At 69.8% G+C, this 17,424-nt stretch carries 19 protein-coding genes; 13 read left to right on the top strand and 6 right to left on the bottom strand.

Going from position 1 to position 17,424, the window contains the following annotated elements; genetic code table 11:
* Positions 1-18: 18 nt before the first annotated feature.
* Positions 19-321 (bottom strand): hypothetical protein, encoded by a 303-nt coding sequence (locus CES90_RS04400; protein WP_189782932.1) that lies wholly within the window; start codon positions 319-321, stop codon positions 19-21.
* 1,016 nt (positions 322-1,337) lie between these two features.
* Between CES90_RS04400 and CES90_RS04395 the strand changes: the two genes are divergently transcribed.
* The 3 genes from CES90_RS04395 to CES90_RS04385 are packed head-to-tail and all read left to right on the top strand — an operon-like array spanning position 1,338 to position 3,501.
* A complete protein-coding gene (locus CES90_RS04395; RefSeq protein WP_189782933.1) occupies positions 1,338-2,402 on the top strand; it encodes an aromatic ring-hydroxylating dioxygenase subunit alpha in 1,065 nt (354 codons plus the stop codon).
* On the top strand, positions 2,399-2,569 hold the full coding sequence (locus CES90_RS04390; RefSeq protein WP_189782934.1) for a hypothetical protein: 171 nt from the start codon (positions 2,399-2,401) through the stop codon (positions 2,567-2,569). The genes CES90_RS04395 and CES90_RS04390 overlap by 4 nt, the downstream gene beginning before the upstream one ends.
* Positions 2,566-3,501 (top strand): PDR/VanB family oxidoreductase, encoded by a 936-nt coding sequence (locus tag CES90_RS04385; protein ID WP_189782935.1) that lies wholly within the window; start codon positions 2,566-2,568, stop codon positions 3,499-3,501. Before CES90_RS04390 ends, CES90_RS04385 begins: the two co-directional genes overlap by 4 nt.
* Here CES90_RS04385 and CES90_RS04380 read toward each other — a convergent pair.
* Positions 3,452-4,330, bottom strand: a complete 879-nt coding sequence (locus CES90_RS04380; protein WP_189782936.1) for an IclR family transcriptional regulator domain-containing protein — start codon at positions 4,328-4,330, stop codon at positions 3,452-3,454. The two genes, CES90_RS04385 and CES90_RS04380, sit on opposite strands and share 50 nt — an antisense overlap.
* Positions 4,331-4,568: 238 nt before the next feature.
* On the opposite strand from CES90_RS04380, the gene CES90_RS04375 reads away from it, so the two are divergent.
* Genes CES90_RS04375 through CES90_RS04360 form a run of 4 tightly spaced genes read left to right on the top strand, consistent with a single transcriptional unit; the run spans position 4,569 to position 7,898 of the window.
* Positions 4,569-5,537, top strand: a complete 969-nt coding sequence (locus tag CES90_RS04375) for an ABC transporter substrate-binding protein (RefSeq protein WP_189782937.1) — start codon at positions 4,569-4,571, stop codon at positions 5,535-5,537.
* Positions 5,534-6,307 (top strand): ABC transporter permease, encoded by a 774-nt coding sequence (locus CES90_RS04370; RefSeq protein ID WP_189782938.1) that lies wholly within the window; start codon positions 5,534-5,536, stop codon positions 6,305-6,307. The genes CES90_RS04375 and CES90_RS04370 overlap by 4 nt, the downstream gene beginning before the upstream one ends.
* Positions 6,304-7,083 carry an ABC transporter permease gene (locus CES90_RS04365; protein WP_189782939.1) on the top strand — a complete coding sequence of 260 codons (780 nt, stop codon included), beginning with the start codon at positions 6,304-6,306 and terminating at the stop codon, positions 7,081-7,083. Before CES90_RS04370 ends, CES90_RS04365 begins: the two co-directional genes overlap by 4 nt.
* A gap of 20 nt (positions 7,084-7,103) precedes the next feature.
* The gene (locus CES90_RS04360; RefSeq protein ID WP_189782940.1) at positions 7,104-7,898 is read left to right on the top strand and encodes an ABC transporter ATP-binding protein; all 795 of its coding nucleotides are present in this window, start codon (positions 7,104-7,106) and stop codon (positions 7,896-7,898) included.
* Positions 7,899-7,950: 52 nt separating this feature from the next.
* On the opposite strand, the gene CES90_RS04355 is transcribed toward CES90_RS04360, so the two are convergent.
* Positions 7,951-8,634 carry an MmyB family transcriptional regulator gene (locus tag CES90_RS04355; protein WP_189782941.1) on the bottom strand — a complete coding sequence of 228 codons (684 nt, stop codon included), beginning with the start codon at positions 8,632-8,634 and terminating at the stop codon, positions 7,951-7,953.
* Positions 8,635-8,908: 274 nt separating this feature from the next.
* Here CES90_RS04355 and CES90_RS04350 point away from each other — a divergent pair, with 274 nt between their 5' ends.
* The 5 genes from CES90_RS04350 (at position 8,909) to CES90_RS04330 (ending at position 13,165) form a co-directional block, all read left to right on the top strand.
* Positions 8,909-9,565, top strand: a complete 657-nt coding sequence (locus CES90_RS04350) for a helix-turn-helix domain-containing protein (RefSeq protein ID WP_189782942.1) — start codon at positions 8,909-8,911, stop codon at positions 9,563-9,565.
* Between the two features lie 31 nt (positions 9,566-9,596).
* Complete coding sequence (locus CES90_RS04345; protein WP_189782943.1) at positions 9,597-10,145, top strand: toxin-antitoxin system, toxin component; 549 nt, start codon at positions 9,597-9,599, stop codon at positions 10,143-10,145.
* Between the two features lie 21 nt (positions 10,146-10,166).
* Complete coding sequence (locus CES90_RS04340; protein WP_189782944.1) at positions 10,167-11,375, top strand: MAB_1171c family putative transporter; 1,209 nt, start codon at positions 10,167-10,169, stop codon at positions 11,373-11,375.
* Positions 11,359-12,786, top strand: coding sequence for an FAD-dependent monooxygenase (locus CES90_RS04335; protein WP_189782945.1), 1,428 nt, complete (start codon positions 11,359-11,361; stop codon positions 12,784-12,786). The genes CES90_RS04340 and CES90_RS04335 overlap by 17 nt, the downstream gene beginning before the upstream one ends.
* Before the next feature lie 151 nt (positions 12,787-12,937).
* Complete coding sequence (locus CES90_RS04330; protein ID WP_189782946.1) at positions 12,938-13,165, top strand: hypothetical protein; 228 nt, start codon at positions 12,938-12,940, stop codon at positions 13,163-13,165.
* A gap of 67 nt (positions 13,166-13,232) precedes the next feature.
* Here CES90_RS04330 and CES90_RS04325 read toward each other — a convergent pair whose 3' ends face one another.
* Genes CES90_RS04325 through CES90_RS04315 form a run of 3 tightly spaced genes read right to left on the bottom strand, consistent with a single transcriptional unit; the run spans position 13,233 to position 15,773 of the window.
* Positions 13,233-14,213: a polyprenyl synthetase family protein gene (locus CES90_RS04325; RefSeq protein ID WP_189782947.1), complete on the bottom strand. Its 981-nt coding sequence runs from the start codon at positions 14,211-14,213 to the stop codon at positions 13,233-13,235.
* Positions 14,210-14,917, bottom strand: a complete 708-nt coding sequence (locus CES90_RS04320; RefSeq protein WP_189782948.1) for a 4'-phosphopantetheinyl transferase family protein — start codon at positions 14,915-14,917, stop codon at positions 14,210-14,212. Before CES90_RS04320 ends, CES90_RS04325 begins: the two co-directional genes overlap by 4 nt.
* Entirely contained in the window at positions 14,862-15,773 is a 912-nt protein-coding gene (locus CES90_RS04315) for a metallophosphoesterase family protein (protein WP_189782949.1), read from the bottom strand. The genes CES90_RS04320 and CES90_RS04315 overlap by 56 nt, the downstream gene beginning before the upstream one ends.
* A gap of 292 nt (positions 15,774-16,065) precedes the next feature.
* Between CES90_RS04315 and CES90_RS04310 the strand changes: the two genes are divergently transcribed.
* Positions 16,066-17,229, top strand: a complete 1,164-nt coding sequence (locus tag CES90_RS04310; RefSeq protein ID WP_189782950.1) for an ATP-grasp domain-containing protein — start codon at positions 16,066-16,068, stop codon at positions 17,227-17,229.
* Positions 17,230-17,424: the final 195 nt, after the last annotated feature.

Here is a 17,424-nt window from a genome sequence, read left to right as displayed (position 1 = left end):
TCCGGGTGCGTAACCCGCTCATTCGCGGCAACGAACAGCGTCTGCATTGACCGGCTTCGAGCCTGATCTCAACTCGGAGATGAACGCTTCCACCCCCGACGGCGCCCACTGCCACGGGTACCGACCGGTGAACTCGGCGAACCGACGGACGAGCCGAGCACGCTCGCCGATCGTCGTGTCCCGCAGCATCCGGCTGTGCCGCTGCCGAGTCCAGCCCTCCACCATCTCGTCGCTCGCGATCCGATGGGCCGCATGAGCGAGCCGGTCGAGGTCCCGCGACAGCCCATTCAGATTGACGGTCGCGAAGACCGCGCTGGTCACCGGCGCATCGTAGGGTGTCGGCGGAGCGGTCGCCGCCAAGCTGGTCGCCCTCGGCTGACTCCCTCAACTGCCCAGCCATGGGCAGGACTTACCTGAGCACCACTCAAGGGCCCTCGCGTAGGTCCATGAACTCGTTGAGGTACCGAGATTTCCAGTTCGGCGTCGGTGACGGCGAGCCGACCGAGGCTGTACTGATGTCGGCGCCGAGGAATGGCAGTTCCGGGGCGTACCGGATGTTGCGAGAGCGCCGGCTGCCTCGCGAGGCGGCGGGGCAGCCGGCCACGCCACCCGCCTACCACCCGTCTCCTGGATGGCCCCTGCCGCCCGGCAGGTCGGTCTCGGCCAGGAACCGCCATTCTCGCGCCGTCGCACGCCAGCCGTCCCGCCTGAAGACATGTCCGCAGGACATGATCACGAAAGGCATGCACGACCACCAGCGAAGAATTCGCTGGTGAGCCCCCTGCGCCTGGCAGCCGATCACAGCCACTCAGCGCCCCTTCAGCGCCTCATCGGACCGACTACTCATCGCGCCGCCCCCGTACACGAGGCGAACCGGCACGTGACCTCACACCGCCCCTGACCAGCGGCGACACGCTCAGCAGCCTGAAAGGGTGCGGATTTGACCCGGATTCGACCCGAGGGCCCCAGACTCCAAAACGATCAGTAGTTGACCTGCGGTGATGCTGATTCTTGCCGCTGTACCGAGCATCCATGAACAGACGGGTAGCACATTTGCAATTAAGCGGACATGTTTGGGCGATTAACGGTACGCAGTGAGTAGTCGCACTCACTGTCGCCCTCTCCGGCCAACCCAAGCGCGAACCGAACAGCAGCACCATCCGGGCCACCTACTCTGGCGACTAGAGGCTGACAGAACAGGGCTCTGACCAGCCTCTTTACAGAAGTTCTTCCGCCTGGCAGAAGCCGCCTTGCCGAGCCGATGCAAGCCTCACGACCCTGATCCCAACCACGGCACGCGGGGCGACGACGCCCCGCCGACAGGGACGGGACCGCCCATGCCTCACATGACCGCCTTCGCCAGGAACCAGTGGTACGTCGCCGCCTATGCCCATGAGGTCGGGCGGGAGCTGCTCGGCCGGACGATTCTGGGTGAGCCGCTCGTCTTCTACCGGACGGAGGAGGAGGGGACGCCCGTCGCGCTGCACGACCGGTGTGTGCACCGCCGGTACCCGCTGTCGAAGAGCGGGCTGGACGGGGACCGGATCGTGTGCGGGTACCACGGCTTCACGTACGACACGACGGGCGCGTGTGTGTATGTGCCGGGGCAGAAGCGGATTCCGCGGACGGCGCGGGTCGCCTCGTACCCGGTGGTCGAGCAGGACTCGCTGATCTGGGTGTGGATCGGCGACCCGGCGCTCGCCGACCCGCAGACGATCCCGCGTGCCAAGCACCTGGACTCCCCCGGCTGGCTCACCGTGCGCGGTATGGAGCCGATCGACGCCGACTACGGGCTCCTCGTCGACAACCTCCTCGACCTGTCGCACGAGACCTATCTGCACGGCGGGTACATCGGCACCCCCGAGGTCGCCGAGACGCCGATCACGACGGAGGTCGACGAGGGGGCCGGGATCGTGCGGGTCAGCCGGCACATGGACGACGCCGAGTGCCCGCCCTTCTACGCCAAGTCCACCGGCATCACGGGCCGGATCACCCGCTGGCAGGACATCGAGTACCACGTGCCCTGCCTGTACCTGCTGCACAGCCGGATCGCGCCGGTCGGCGTGCTGCCCGAAGCCGACGGCAGCGACCCGAACGGCTTCCACACCGAGATCACGTACGCGATCACCCCGTCCTCGGACGGCAAGGTGTACGACTTCTGGATGGTCTCGCGCGACTGGGCGACCGACAACGACGAGGTCACCGAGTTCCTCAAGGGCAACAACCACACGGTCGTCATGCAGGACGTCGACGCGCTCAACCTCCTCCAGGAGACGCTCGGCACCGAGCGCACCGGCTACCAGGAGCTGAGCATCAACATCGACACCGGTGGTCTCGCCGCCCGCCGTATCCTTGCCCGACTGATCGAGGAGGGCGACAAGCCCGTGGAGAAGGTCCTGTGACGTCACCGACCGGAGAGGTCTACCGCATCGACTGGCTGCCGGGCACCGACATCCTGCACGGCACCTGTCACTGCGGGCGTGAACACACCGCGCAGGACCCGATCGATATGTGGGAGTGGATGCTCGCCCATCCGCAGGGACACGAGCCGCAAGGAAACACCTCATGACCGTGTACGAAGCCGAACTCGTCGTCGAGAGCAGGGAGTTCGCCGCCGACGGCGTGCTCGCCCTCACCCTCCGCCACCCGCTGGGCGAGGAACTCCCGGCCTGGGAACCGGGCGCGCACATCGATGTGCTGCTGGCGCCCGAGCTGGAGCGGCAGTACTCCCTGTGCGGCGACCCCGCGGACCGGCACAGCTGGCGGATCGGGGTCCTGCGGGAGCCCGAGGGGCGTGGCGGATCGGCCTATGTGCACGCCGAGTTGCGGCAGGGCGACAAGGTCCGGGTTCGTGGGCCGCGCAACAACTTCGCCCTGGAGTCGGCGCCCCGCTACCGGTTCGTGGCCGGCGGCATCGGAATCACTCCCATTCTGCCGATGCTGGCCGCCGCACAGCAGTCGGGCGCGGAGTGGACTCTGCTCTACGGCGGGCGCAGCCGTCGATCCATGGCGTTTCAGGACGAGTTGGAGGCATACGGGGACAAGGTCACAGTCGCTCCACAGGACGAGACCGGGCTGCTCGATCTGGGCTCGGTGCTCGACGACCTCGCCGAGGGGACCCTCGTGTACTGCTGCGGTCCGGGTCCCCTGCTCGACGCGGTCGAGGAGCGGTGCCCGGGACGGGCACTGCGGGTGGAGCGGTTCCAGCCCAAGGAGCAACAGACCGGCCCGGACAGCGAGTTCGAGGTCGTACTGGAGCGCACCGGCAAGACCGTGACCGTTCCCGTCGGTGTCTCCGTGCTCGACACGGTGCGGGCCGCCGGGGTCGAGGTGCTCTACTCCTGTACCGAGGGCACCTGCGGGACGTGTGAGACGGACGTCCTCGACGGCACCCCCGACCACCGGGACTCGGTGCTGAGCGACGAGGAGCGCGAGGCCGGGGAGACCATGCTCATCTGTGTGTCCCGCTGTCGGGGGGCGCGGCTCGTGCTCGACCTGTAGCCGCGCCGGGGGCCACGGCCGGCATCCGGCCCGTGGCCGTCCCGGCCACTCCCAGGTCCGCCTCGATCCGGGCCACCGCCGCGAGCAGATGGGGCAGCAGGTCACGGCGTACCGACTCCACGGAGTTGCGGCTGGCGTGCACGGGGATGTTCACGGCGGCCACCACCTCGCCGTCCCGGTCCCGTACCGGGGCGGCGACGGACCTCAGCCCCTCCTCCAGTTCCTGGTCGACGATGGCGTACCCCTGCCGTCGTACGCGGCGCAGTTCGGCCCGCAACTGGTCCGGTGACACCACGGTGCGGCGGGTGAAGGGCTTGAGGTCGGCGCGGGCGAGCCGGGCGTCGATCTCGTCGTCCGGCAGATGCGCGAGGATCACCCGGCCGACCGAGGTGACGTGGGCCGGGAAGCGGGTGCCCACGGTGATCGTCGCGCTCATGATGCGACTCGTGGGAACCCTCGCCACGTACACGATGTCCTCGCCGTCGAGGACGCACAGCGACGACGACTCCCCCACCTGCGCGACCAGCCGCTCCAGATGCGGCTCGGCGAGGTCGGACAGGGTGAAGCTCGACAGGTAGGCGTAGCCGAGTTCGAGTACGCGCGGGGTCAGCCGGAAGAGCCGGCCGTCGGTGTGGACGTATCCGAGGTCGACGAGGGTGAGCAGGAAGCGGCGGGCGGCCGCCCTGGTCAGCTCGCAGGTGCGGGCGACCTCGCTCAGCGTCAGCGAGGGGTGCTCGGCGTCGAAGGCGCGGATCACCGCGAGGCCCCGCTCGAAGGACCGGACGAAATGCGGTTCGCGGGCTCCACCGAACCCGGCTCGATCTGACATCGTCGCCTCCACGAGGACGCACGAAGGCGCACCCGAAATGCGCTCTGTACACACCTGAGATGCGCTCTGCACGCACGGAAGTGCGCTCTGCGCACGCTAAGAGCACACTTCTGCAACTGTCAACGACCTTGCGCTGCAGGGGCATTGACCCGCCCCCGGCGACGCTCTACGTTCCCGCTGTGCACTGTTGTGCGGTCTGCGCACACCTTGTCGAGTAACCGTCCCACTAGGGGGAGCCATGCGTCGTCTGCCCATCGGCCTTGCGGCCGGCGCTCTGTTTCTGGCCGCCACGGGCTGCGGTTCGTCCGACTCCTCGGGGTCGGGCGGGGTCGGCGCGTCCGGCGGTACCACCACCCTCAAGGTCGGCGTCATTCCCATCCTGGACGTCGCTCCCGTCTACCTGGGCCAGAAGAAGGGCTTCTACGCCGAGCGGGGCCTCAAGCTGGAGCTGACGCCCGCTCAGGGCGGGGCCGCGATCGTGCCCGGTGTCGTCTCCGGCCAGTTCCAGTTCGGCTTCAGCAACACGACGTCGCTGCTGGTCGCCCAGTCCAAGAATGTGCCCGTCAAGGTCGTGGCGAACGGTGTTGCGTCCACCGCCGAGGAGGGGGCCGACTTCTGCGGCATCACGGTGAAGAAGGACAGTCCCATCAAGTCCCCCGAGCAACTGGAGGGCAAGAAGGTCGCGGTCAACACGCTCAACAACATCTGTGACACCTCGATCAGGGAGTCGATCCGCAAGGCCGGCGGCGACCCGTCGAAGGTCGAGTTCGTCGAGATGCCCTTCGACCAGATGCCCGCCGCGCTCGCCAAGGGCCAGGTCGACGGGGCCTGCACCCCGGAGCCCGCGCTGGCCACCGTCAAGGCCGCCGGCGGCCGGTCCATCGCGTCGAACTTCTACGATGTGGACCCGAACCTCACCGTGGCCATGTACTTCACCTCCCAGCAGTACGCCCAGAAGAACCCGGAGCTGGTGAAGAAGTTCCAGGAGGCGACCATCGAGTCCCTCAAGTACGCCGACAGCCACCCGGACGAGGTACGCGAGATCCTCACCACGTACACGAAGATCCCGAGCGACCTGCTGGACAAGCTGACCCTGCCCCACTTCCCCGCCGAGCCGGACCGGGCCTCCATCGAGAGGCTGGCCGAACTCGGGCAGCAGGACGGACTGTTCGAGAAGGTTCCCGACCTGGACAAGCTGCTGCCGTGAAGGTCACCAACGCCGTCCTGGGCGCGGCCGGGTTCGCGGGGTTCCTAGCCCTGTGGGAGGCGGTCCCGCGCCTCGGGTTCGTCCAGGACGACTTCTTCCCGCCGGTCAGCCGGGTCGCCGCCGCGCTCGCCGCCGAACTCGCCGACGACGCGTTCTGGACGGCGCTCGGGGACACGCTCACCGGCTGGGCGCTCGGACTCCTCATCGCCGTGACCGCCGGGATCCTGGCCGGAGTCGTCATCGCGGTCGTGCCGTATCTCCGCGAGGCGACAGCCTCCACGATCGAGTTCCTGCGCCCGATCCCGTCGGTCGCCCTGATCCCGCTCGCGGTACTGCTCTTCGGCACCGAACTGCAGTCGGTGCTTCTGCTGGTGGTCTACGCGTCCTTCTGGCAGATCCTGATCCAGACCCTGTACGGCGTCCAGGACGTCGACCCGGTCGCCGAGGAGACCGCCCGCTCCTACGGGCTCGGCCCCTGGGCCCGGGTACGGCACGTCCTGTGGCCGACCGCCCTGCCGTACGTCATGACCGGCGTTCGGCTGGCCGCCGCCGTGGCCCTCATCCTCGCGGTGACCGCCGAACTCGTCATCGGCGCACCGGGGTTGGGCGCGCGTATCGCGGTGGCGCAGACCTCGCAGGCCGTGCCGGAGATGTACGCGCTGGTGGTGGTCACCGGGGTGCTGGGGCTGCTGATCAACCTGGGCGCGCGGACGGTGGAGCGGCGGGCACTGGCCTGGCACCAGTCGGTGCGCGGGGAGGTGGCGGTGTGAGACTCGTCCTGCTGCGGCTGCTGTTCGTCGTCGCCCTGCCGCTGGTCCTGGTCACCGCGTGGTGGCTCGCATCGGACGACAGCACCGATGTGTACTGGCCGCCCCTGCGGACGATCCTCACCACCTTCCCGGACGTGTGGACGGGTGAGCGGCTGCGCGCGGACGTCCTGCCCAGCCTGCTGCGTCTGTCGGCCGGCTACGCCGCGGCGACCGCGGTCGGCGTCGCACTCGGCACGGTCATCGGTTCCTACCGGCGGGTGCGTGCGGTGTGCGAGCCGGTGCTGGAGTTCCTGCGGGCGGTGCCGCCGCCGGTCCTCGTCCCGGTCATCATGCTGTTCGCGGGCATCGGCGACACGATGAAGATCGCCGTGATCGCGAGCGGCTGTGTGTGGCCGATCCTGCTCAACACGGTCGAGGGCGTGCGGGCGGTGGACACGGTGATGTCCGAGACGGCACGGTCGTACGGCATCACGGGCACGGCACGGCTGCGGAACGTCGTCCTGCGCTCGGCGAGCCCGCAGATCTTCGCGGGGATGCGTCAGGCGCTGTCCATCGGCATCATCCTCATGGTCATCAGCGAGATGTTCGCGGCCAGCAACGGTCTGGGCTTCACCATCGTCCAGTTCCAGCGCGGCTTCGCGATCCCCGACATGTGGACCGGGATCCTCGTCCTCGGTCTGCTCGGGTTCGCGCTGTCCGTCGTGTTCCGGCTGGTCGAGCGGCGCGTGCTCGGCTGGTACCACGGTCAGCGCGCGTCCTCCCGGCGGTCGCATTGAAGCTTGAGAAGGGGCGAACCATGCACGCCTTGCTCGAAGTGTCGGGCCTGCGCAAGGTCTACGAGGGTTCCGGGCGCCGTGTCGAGGCGGTGCGGGACCTGACCTTCACCGTCGACGCGGGCGAACTCGTCTGTCTGGTGGGCCCGTCGGGCTGCGGCAAGACGACCCTGCTGAAGTGCGTGGCCGGACTGTTGAACCCCACGTCCGGCGAAGTCCTCCTGGAGGGACGGCCGGTGAGCGGGCCGCCGCCGGGCATGGCGGTCGTCTTCCAAGAGTACGGCCGCAGCCTGTTCCCCTGGATGCGGGTCCGCGACAACGTCGAACTTCCGCTCAAGCAGAAGAAGTTGAGCAAGTCCCGCCGCCGCGAGCTGGTCGACGACGCCCTCGCCTCGGTCGGCCTGGCCGACGCTGCGGGCGCGTACCCCTGGCAGCTGTCCGGCGGTATGCAGCAGCGGGTCGCCATCGCCCGGGCGCTCGCGTACGAGCCGGACGTGCTGCTGATGGACGAGCCGTTCGCCGCGGTCGACGCCCAGACCCGTGCCGATCTGGAGGACCTCGTCCGGGGCCTGTGGCGGGAGCGGGGCATCACGATCCTCTTCGTCACCCATGACATCGACGAGGCCGTCTACCTCGGCGAGCGGGTCCTGATCCTGTCCGCCTCCCCCACAGTCGTACAGGAGCAGCTCAAGGTCGATCTGCCGGTCGAACGCGACCAGTTGCACACCCGAGTGGCACCGCGCTTCGCGGAGCTGCGGACCCATGTGTACGAGCAGATCCAGGCGGCGAAGCGGGGAGTTCCGCTGGGCAAGGATTGACCTCCGGTGCCGTCGGCGACCTGAACGCCGGCGGCACCGGAGGGGGTGCGGCTCACTTGTGGGGTGAGGGCACCACGCTGAGGTGGCTCGCGGTGGTGCGGCGTGGGCGGCGGGGCCTGCGGTGCGTGTCGGACGGGCGGCCGGCGTCGCGCAGGACGAGGGTCATACGGGTGTAGCCCAGGTCGCGGAGGGTGTCGGGGGTCTCGTCGATCACCCGGCAGTCGGTGGCGCCCCAGCGCGGGTCGGGGTGGAGCAGTGGGCGTACGGCGCCGTCGCGCTGGGCGGCCTCGGGGCCGACCGTGCGGAGCCAGTGGGGCAGGCCGTGCCGGTAGGCGGCGTCCATGATGGGGTCCTGGGCGATGTCGCGGCGGATGGACAGCAGCCCGCCGTCCTGGGCGTGCCGTTCCACGGCGGCGGCGAAGTGGGCGAGCATCGGCAGGCACCAGCTGGACTCGTGTTCGCCGAGGACCGTGGCGGCGTCGGGGTGGAAGAGCACGAAGCGCAGGAAGTTGTCGCCCGGCATGGCCGTCGGGTGCGGCCCGACACCGCTGAAGAGGGCCTGGAACGCGGAGTTGGTGAGGACGACGTCCCAGCGGTGGTCGAGCACGGCGGACGGGAAGGAGACGGCCTCCAGCAGGGTGGCGTAGTCCTGGAGGTACGCCTGTGCTTCCTGGGCTTCGAGAGTGTCGGGGACGGCCTGCGGTGCCGACCGCTGCCCTCCTGCCTGATATGCCATCGGGAGGTCACCCCTCTTGCCTATGCGGCCTTCACGCGGCGTCTTGATCCTCCTGCCCTCGACTCAGTCGTGTCAACTATCGTGGCATTCGACGCCGGTTGACGGCTGAATCTCGCCACAGTTGTGGCGAGACCTGGATGAGAGTTCGACCGAACCGCTAGTCTCCCCGCAGTTCACGGTGTACTTGCCGGGACCAGGGTCTCGCGCCAGGCTTGGATCCACGGATTCCGCAGTACCGCGAAATTGGCCTGAGAGAGACGTAGGAGATCTGTCGGTGACGGATGGCTTCGAGGTTCCGGACGCCACGGCGACGGTTCTGCTGCCGGCCGTCGTGGCCCGTGTCACCGCGCTGACCGACAGGCTGGGCGTGGCGCACTCGGAGGTCTTCGACACCCGACGGCTCTCGGTCGCGTCCGGCGTGCCGGAGGCGGTGGTGAAGGCGCTGCTCAGCGGGCAGCGCGCCGGTGAGCCGGACATCCAGGCACGTTTTCTGCAACGCCTGGACCTGCTGCGACGCACCAGACTCAAGCCCAACGGCCGCAAGTACACCCAGCAGGAGATCGCCGACGGCGCCGGTATGTCGCGTCAGCAGGCGGGTGCCCTCATCAACGGCGACCGGCGCCCCACGATGGAACACTGCGACGCCATCCAGCGCTTCTTCAGAGTGCACGCCGGCTTCCTCACCGCCGAGGATCCCGAGGCGCTGGCGAGCGCCCTGATGCGCACCGAGCAGGAGCTCCTCCAGCAGCTCGCCGACCGTGAACGGGCAGCCGCCGAGGCCGCCGACGACCCGCTGCAGCGGCTGCTGCAGAACCACGGTGTGCGCTCCATCGCCTGGCGGGCAGCCCAGTTGCCCACCGACCAGCACCGCGACAAGGTGGCGGAGTGGCTGGACATGCTGCTGGAGAGCGTCAAGCGGCCCGAGTCCTGACCGGGGGAGAACTGTGGGCATCGGAAAGGAAATGCGCCGTCTGTGCGGCGAGTTGGTCGGCGAGCTGACGCTCCCGGCGCCGGCGGACCCCGCCGACATCTACAGCGCCCTGTGCGACGCCATGAGCAGACGCCGTGGCCGCCCCGTCCACTACCGTACGGCCGCTTTCCCGCCCGGTACGGCCAGTGGGCTGTGGCTGGACATGCCCGAGCGGGACCTCGTCGTCATCGAGGAACGCACCGCCCCCGACCACCAGTTGGTGATCCTCGGCCACGAGCTGTGGCACATGCAGGCCGGGCACTGCGGTCAACATGTGCAAGTGGCCGAGAGCACTGTGGGCGCCGCCGTCGCCGCGCGCTTATTGAACGAGGACGCCGACCTCCAGGCGACGGTCCTGAGGGTCGCCGCCCGCACCCGGTTCGACCTGGCCGACGAGCAGGACGCGGAGAGCTTCGGACTGCTGCTGGCCAGCAAGTGCCGTACCTGGCTCGCCGGTTCGGCGCTGCGCGGGCCCGTGCGACGCGATCATCTGGCCGGCCGGATCGGGGCTTCCCTGGGCTACCGCGGTCCGCAGGGCTGAGCGGCGGAGCCGCCGACACCTATGGACGGGTCCAGCTACTACATACCGGCCGTCGCGATGACGGTCGCCCTCGCCCTCAAGACGCCCGCGCTGCTGCGCAATTGGCGCGACCCGCTGCTGAGGTCCGTGTGCGCGCTGATGACGCTGGCCTGTCTGGTGTTCTTCTTCGCCGCGCCCCCGACGATCGCCGAGGTCAATCGTGTCACCGGGGTCACGAACATCTCGGCGGCCGTCGTCTACGTCCTGCTGAGCGCGTTCAGCGGCTCCTGCCTCGTGCTGATCGTCAACTGGCGGGGCGGTCCGCCCGAGTCGACCCGCAGGCTCTCGCGCCGCTGGATCGCCGGGTACGGCGTGGTGTGCGCGGCGATCGTGGTGCTGTTCCTGCTCGGCGACGCGCCCCTGGAGCGGGTGCGGGACTTCGACACGTACTACGCCAACACCCCGTTCCTGCGCGAGATGATCGTGCTGTACCTGGTCGGGTTCACCGTCGCGGGCGTCGCGATGAACCTGATGTGCTGCCGCTGGGCGCTCCAGGTGCACGGCTGGCTGCGCGCCGGACTGCTGATCATCGCGCTCGGCTATCTCGTCAACGTGCCGTTCGCGGCGGTCAAGTTGATCGCCGTGGTGGCCCGCTGGCAGGGCGGGGACCTGGACTACCTGAGCACGTACGTCGCCCCCGCGCTGTCCTCGGTGGGCGCCCAGGTCTGCGCGCTCGGTTTCTGTCTGCCGCTGGCCGGGGAGCGCATCGGCGACTCCTGGACCACCTGGTCCATGTACCGTCGACTCGGGCCGCTGTGGCGGGAGTTGCGGCCCGTCTGGGCCCAGGCGAGCCACGACGTACGGATCTCCTGGTGGGCTCCCGCACAGCTCCAGATGACGCAGCGGGAGTCCGACATCCACGACGGCATGCTCAGCCTGTACCCGTACTTCGACTCCGAGGTGCGTGCCAAGGCCTACGACGCGGCCGTGGCGGCCGGTTCCGAGCCGGTCCAGGCGCGGGCCGAGGCCGATGCCGCGATGGTGACGGCGGCGGTACGGGCCAGGGCGGACGACCCGGAGGGCCGGGTCATCAGTTCGGCGGTGACCGACGCCCCCGACCTGCCGGCCGAGAACCCCCGTGACCTGGTACGGATGTCCATCGCCCTGCGTCAGTCCCCCGTCGTAGCGGCCGCCCGCGAGTGGGCCGCCGCGACCAGGTCAGGAAGCGACTTTCATGAGCGAACCCGTTAGCGGCACACCCGACACCGCGGTCGCGACCGCCCGGCGTGCCGTCGTCCTCGGCGCGGGACTGGCCGGTCTGCTGACCGCCGCCGCGCTGCGCGACCACGCCGAGGTCACCGTCGTCGAGCGCGACGAACTGCCCGAGGGGCCCGAGCCCCGCAAGGGTGTCCCACAGGCCCGTCACGCCCATCTGCTGTGGTCCGGCGGGGCCCGCGCGATGGAGGAGCTGCTGCCCGGCGTCACGGAGGCCTGGCTGGCGGCCGGAGCCCGGCGGATCCCGCTGCCGACCGGCCTGGTCTCGTTGTCCGCCCAGGGGTGGCTGCGGCGCTGGCCGGAGATGGAGTTCATGATCGCGTGCAGCCGCGATCTGCTGGAGTCGGTCGTCCGCGCCCGGGTCCGGTCCGACCCCCGGGTCACGGTCCTGGAGCGCACCGAGACCCTGGGCCTTCAGGGCGACGCCGCCAGGGTCACGGGGGTACGGGTCCGGCCGGCCGGGGGCGAGGAGCGGGTCCTGGCCGCCGACCTGGTGGTGGACGCCTCGGGCCGCGGTTCACGGGGCACCGCCTGGCTCGACGCGCTGGGGGTGCCGGCCGCGCGGATGGAGGAGGTCGACTCCGGGCTCGTCTACGCCAGCCGGATCTTCCGGGCGCCCGAGGGCACCGAGGAGTTCCCGGTGGTCAATGTGCAGCCGGACGTGACACAGCCGGTGCCGGGGAAGGCCGCGACCCTGGTGCCCATCGAGGGTGGCCGCTGGCTGGTGACGATATCGGGCACCCGCGGCGGTCAACCCACCGCTGCCGCAGAGGAGTTCGAGGAGTTCGCCCGCGCGCTCCGGCATCCGGTCGTCGGCGAGCTGATATCCCGCGCGGAGCCGCTGACGGACATCATGGTCACCCGCAGCACGATCAACCGGCGGCGCTACTTCGAGAAGGTCTCCGACTGGCCCGAGGGGTTCGTCGCGGTCGGCGACGCGCTCGCCACGTACAACCCGATCTACGGCCACGGCATGTCCGTCGCCGCCCAGGGCGCCCTGGCGCTGCGCGAGCGGGTCGCGGCGCACGGCATCACGGCACCGGGGCTCGCGCGCCGCATACAGCGGGCCGTCGCCGTACCGGTGGGCATCGCCTGGGAACTGGCCACCGGCACGGACATCCGCTACCCCGAGGCGATCGGCAAACAGCCGAACGCCGGGCAGAGGCTCTTCCAGCGTTACGTGCGCCGGCTGATGCGCACGGCGACCGGGCGTCCCCTCGTCTGCAAGGCCCTCCTCGGTGTCATCACCCTCAACGAGCCGGCCGGCGCCCTCGTCAGGCCGGAGGTTCTCATGGCGGTACTGCGGGGCCCGGTCAAACCACCGCTGACGGGACCGCCGCTGACGGACCCTGAGCGGGAGACGACGCTCGGCGCGTCGCGACGGTAGCCGTAGCGGGCCCCCTTTTCCCTGCGCTTTTCCTCCGCCGGCCGGGCGAACGAACGTGGGGGGAAACGGGATTGTCAGTGGCGGGCGGCAAGCTGGTGGTGTGTCACGTCCACGTGGCGCTTCACGGATCCGACCAGGGGAGAGCCGTTCGATGCCGACCGCCGTACTGACCGACCGCGAGCGCACCGCCGTCCAGGCGTATCTGCGGCTGCTGGGTACCGTACGAGCCGCGTTCGACGGGCCGCCGGAGTCCCGCCGACCACCCGTGGTGCCGACCGCCGCCCTCGCCGAGGCGGAGCAGGCGCTGACAGCGGCCGGACTGGCGGGCAATGAGGAGGAGTTCTTCCGGCTGCTGAGGAGCTGGTGCCCGGACGTCTGAGCGCCGGGTGTGCCGTTGTATGTCGGGCGGTCCGTCGGGGTGCACCGGCGGACCGCCGCCACGGGCCTCAGCCGGCCGGGGTCAGATACATCCCGGAGGCCTGGTCGACGAGTTGCCGCAGCGCCGCCATGTACTTCTCGTGGCCGCCCAGTTCACCGAGGACGCGGTACGCCTCGTCGCGGTACGCGGAGAGGTCCTTCTCGTAGCGGCGGAGAACGGCGGGGTCGAGCAGCAGGGCCGTGAGTTCCGTGCGGGACTGTTCGGACGTGCGGGCGGCGGCGCTCAGTTCCGCGATACGCGCTCTGGAATCGGGCGGAGTCTCTTCCAGGGCGCAGGCGAGGAGATAGGTCACCGTGCCGTTCAGGAGATCCTCGTTGCGGCCCGAAAGGATGTCCTCCTGGTCGTTGAAAAGCTGCCAGAGGATACCGAAGACCGCACCGAATCCGCGCCACAGCTCGGTGCGCTCACTCCCGGCTCCGGACAGCATCGCCGCCATTGCCGTGATCATCCCGAAAGGGGCGCCGGACTTCCCTCGACAGGCCGCGACGACCGCATCCCGTGAGGCGTTGTCCAGGTCGCCCCGCAGGTCCCTCAACTGGCCTTCCACAGCGTCGATCCAGCAATTGACGATTTCACCGGTCAAGGCGTCACGGACCGCGTCCGGGACCGGCTGGGCCCGTATGACCCGGATGGGTAAAGCCTGTCCGCTGAGGACGGAGGCCAGCAGAGCCGCGTCCGCGCCGAGTCCGTCGGGGATGCCCGCGCCGTGGCCGTCGGACAGGTCGTCGAGATAACAGGCGGAAGTCCACCACAGGACATGCACGGCCGACAGGGGAACGGCCGGTGCGGTTTCACCGGTCTCGGCCGCGTGGACGAGCAGCGGGAGCACGGAGAGCGGATATTTCATCTGCTGGTGCCCCAGCAGCGCGGATATGGAGGCCCGTACCGCTGACGACTCCGGCCCGAGACTCTCCAGAGCGGACGCGATGTTCGCGTCGATATCGGCCGCGACCTGTCTGTGCAGATCCAAATAGGAAAAGGAGTTCAATTGGCATCCTCTTCTTCCGTGGGGAAGCGAACCGGGACCGCCGTCGCCACGAGCCCGTGCCGGACGGTCCAGCGTCCGGTGAAGACCGTGATGCGTCGGCCGCCCACCACCGGTCCGGGAACGAGGAGTTCGGCGCGCAGACCGCCGCGCCGGCCGTCGGCGTCGACGGTCACCTCGATGTCGGCCTCCGAGAAGTCCAGCCACCGGCCGGTGAGCGGGAACCACGCCTTGTAGACGGATTCCTTGGCGCTGAACAGCAGGCGGTCCCAGTGGAGCGTCGGACGGTCGGCGGTCAGCCGGCGCAGCCGGGCCTCCTCCGTGGGGAGCGCGATCGCCTCCAGCACACCCTCGGGCAGGGCGCTGTGGGGTTCGGCGTCGATGCCGAGGGAGGCGAGGTCGGTGGTGCGGACCAGCGCGGCGGCGGCGTACTCGTCGCAGTGGGTCATGCTGCCGGTCAGTCCGTCCGGCCAGCCGGGGGCACCGCGCTCACCGGGCAGGATCGGCCGCGGCGCCACGCCGAGCTTCTCCATGGCACGCCGGGCACAGACGCGGACGACGGTGAACTCACGGCGCCGCTTGGGCACCGCGCGGGCCACGAACGCCTCCTCCTCGGGGTAGAGGGCGCCCTCCCAGGCTCCGTCGGCCGTGTCATTTGCGTGCGCCTCCACGGCCACGACCGACTCCGGGAGCAGTTCCTCGATCACCGGCTGAGACCTCCATCGGCAGAATGCGGCGCAGCCTTCCCGGCGGTTCCGGGCGCGGACGCCACTCGCGGGGGTAACCCACGGACACCTCTTCGAATCGGACCCCGTCCAGCCAGGTGGTCCGCGGAATGTGCAGATGGCCGTAGACCATCACCTCGACGCGGAAGCGCCGGTGCCAGTCGGCGGTCAGTTCCGTGCCGCACCACATGGCGAACTCGGGGTAGCGCAGGATGTCCGTCGGGTGCCGGTCGAGCGGGTAGTGGTTGACCAGCACCGTCAGCAGGTCGGCGGGCAGTTCGGCGAGCCGGCGCTCGGTCTCGGCGACCCGGGCGCGGCACCAGGCGTCACGGCTCGGGTACGGGTCGGGGTACAGCACGCGCTCGTCGGTACACACCACGCCGGTGCCGTACGCGTACTCCAGGCCCTCGTCCTTCGTCGTGCAGCCCTTGGGCAGGAACGTGTAGTCGTACAGGAGGAACAGCGGCGCCACGACCACGGGGCCGCCCGGTCCCTCCCAGAGGGGATAGGGGTCCTCGGGGGTGACGACGCCCAGGTCGCGGCAGACGGCGACGAGGTGCTCGTACCGCTCGACACCGCGGTACGGGACGGTCTCCTTCGGGTGAGTCCACAACTCGTGGTTGCCCGGCACCCACACGACCTTGGCGAAGCGGCCGGCGAGGGTCTCAAGGGCCCACCGGATGTCGGCGACGGTCTCGGCGACGTCGCCGGCGACGAGGAGCCAGTCGTCGTCCGTCTCGGGCCGCATCCTCTCGACCAGGGCGCGGTTCTCGGGATAGCCGATGTGCAGATCGCTGATGGCCAGGAGATTCCCGTGACGGCCGACCTTCGACTCCACCCGCGCTCCCCTCCGTGACACCGATCGAAAACACGAGAACACATGTGCGCACCGACGGACAAGGCCGACCCGCCGAGACCATTGGGCAGAGCGCTACGATGCGTCCCGGCAAGCGCGGCACGCAAGGATTAACACCCGCGTGACAAAAACTTCGGGCCGAGTGGCCGTATGATCCCTCCAACACCACCGCCACGCCCTCCCTTTCGCGTACGGCGGTTCGGCGTACCTCCAACTCCCTTGGCCGGGCACGGCCTGCTCCGCCGTGCCCGCGAACCGTAGAAAGGCGGCCTGCATGGTCTCTCGCGTACGCGTCTGGCTCAACCGCACGTACGCGGAGAACGTCTTCTTCATGGACCAGCTGCGGAGTAATCCACACGCTCGACCAGTGGACATCCATGCCACCCACGGTGACGCCGACTCCCCCGTACTGGCCGCCGCCGACACGGCCGACCTCGAGCCCGAGGGCCTCTCCCCCGCCGCGTACGTCGAGTACGCGCTCGACCAGTGCGCCAAGCGCGGCATCGACGTCTTTGTGCCCCGGCTGCACCAGGCCGCCATCGCCGCGCATCGCGAGGAGTTCGCGGCCGTCGGTACGGCGCTGCTGGCGCCGCCCGCCGAGGCCATCGAGGTCTTCGAGGACAAGGTGACCGCGTACGAGGCGGTCCAGGCATACGGGGTTCCCGTCCCGCCGTGGTTCCGGGTGACGTCCGTCGATGAACTCGTCGCCGCGGTGGAGGAGTTGGAGGCCGGGGGGCACAAGGCATGCTTCAAGCCGGCGGCCGGAGCGGGTGGCGTGGGCTTCCGTGTCGTCACGCGCGCCCCCTTCTCGCTCGCTCACCTCAACGGGTTTCCGAGCCCGTATGTGCCGCTCGACCTCGTCGTCGAGGCCCTGCGCGCCGCCGACGAGCAGGTGGACTGGCTGGTGATGCCGCGCCTCGAACAGCCGGAGGTGTCCGTCGACTGTCTGACCGGCCCCGACGGGCGGGTCCGGATGGCCGTCGGCCGTACGAAGAACGGACGGCGGCGCGGTTTCAGCCTCAACCCCGCGTGGATCGAACCGGCCCGGCTCATCGCCGAGACCTTCGGGCTCCACTACCTGACGAACATTCAGTTCCGCATGTATGGCAACAAGCCCGTGCTGATGGACGTCAACACCCGTCCGGCCGGCGGGCTCCACCAGCTGGCCCTCTGTGGGATCAACGCGCCCTGGGCCGCTGTTCAGTTGGCGCTGGGCGAGGAGACCGGTGATGTGATGCCGGGGCGGCTCGGGCAGGACTACACGGTGGTGTCGGGGCCGCGGGCTGTGCGGTCGGTGTCGGTGCCGCATCAGGGCATGGACGTACCGGCGGCCGTCGGGGTGCCGGGAGCCGCGGGTGTGGCGGTGGTGGAGGTGCCCGTGGGCGCGGTGGCTCCGGCTGGCTGCAAGCCGGCCACGGATCGGCCGCTGGCGGTCTGACCGGGCTTTCTCGCCCCCGCCGCCCCTACCCGTCCCATCCGCAGGGGCTGCGTCGCCCCTGCGACCCCGCCACGCCTTCGAGCTCGATCCGGTCGGTTTGTCGGCGGGTGCGGGTTGGTCGTGGTCGCTCGCGCCCACGCGGCGGAGCCACAAATTGACACCGCCCCGCGCCCCTGAAGGGGCGCGGGGATCGCC

This window comes from Streptomyces capitiformicae (assembly GCF_002214185.1).
Taxonomy (GTDB): Bacteria; Actinomycetota; Actinomycetes; order Streptomycetales; family Streptomycetaceae; genus Streptomyces; species Streptomyces capitiformicae.
This window is presented reverse-complemented; position numbering and strand designations above follow the sequence as displayed.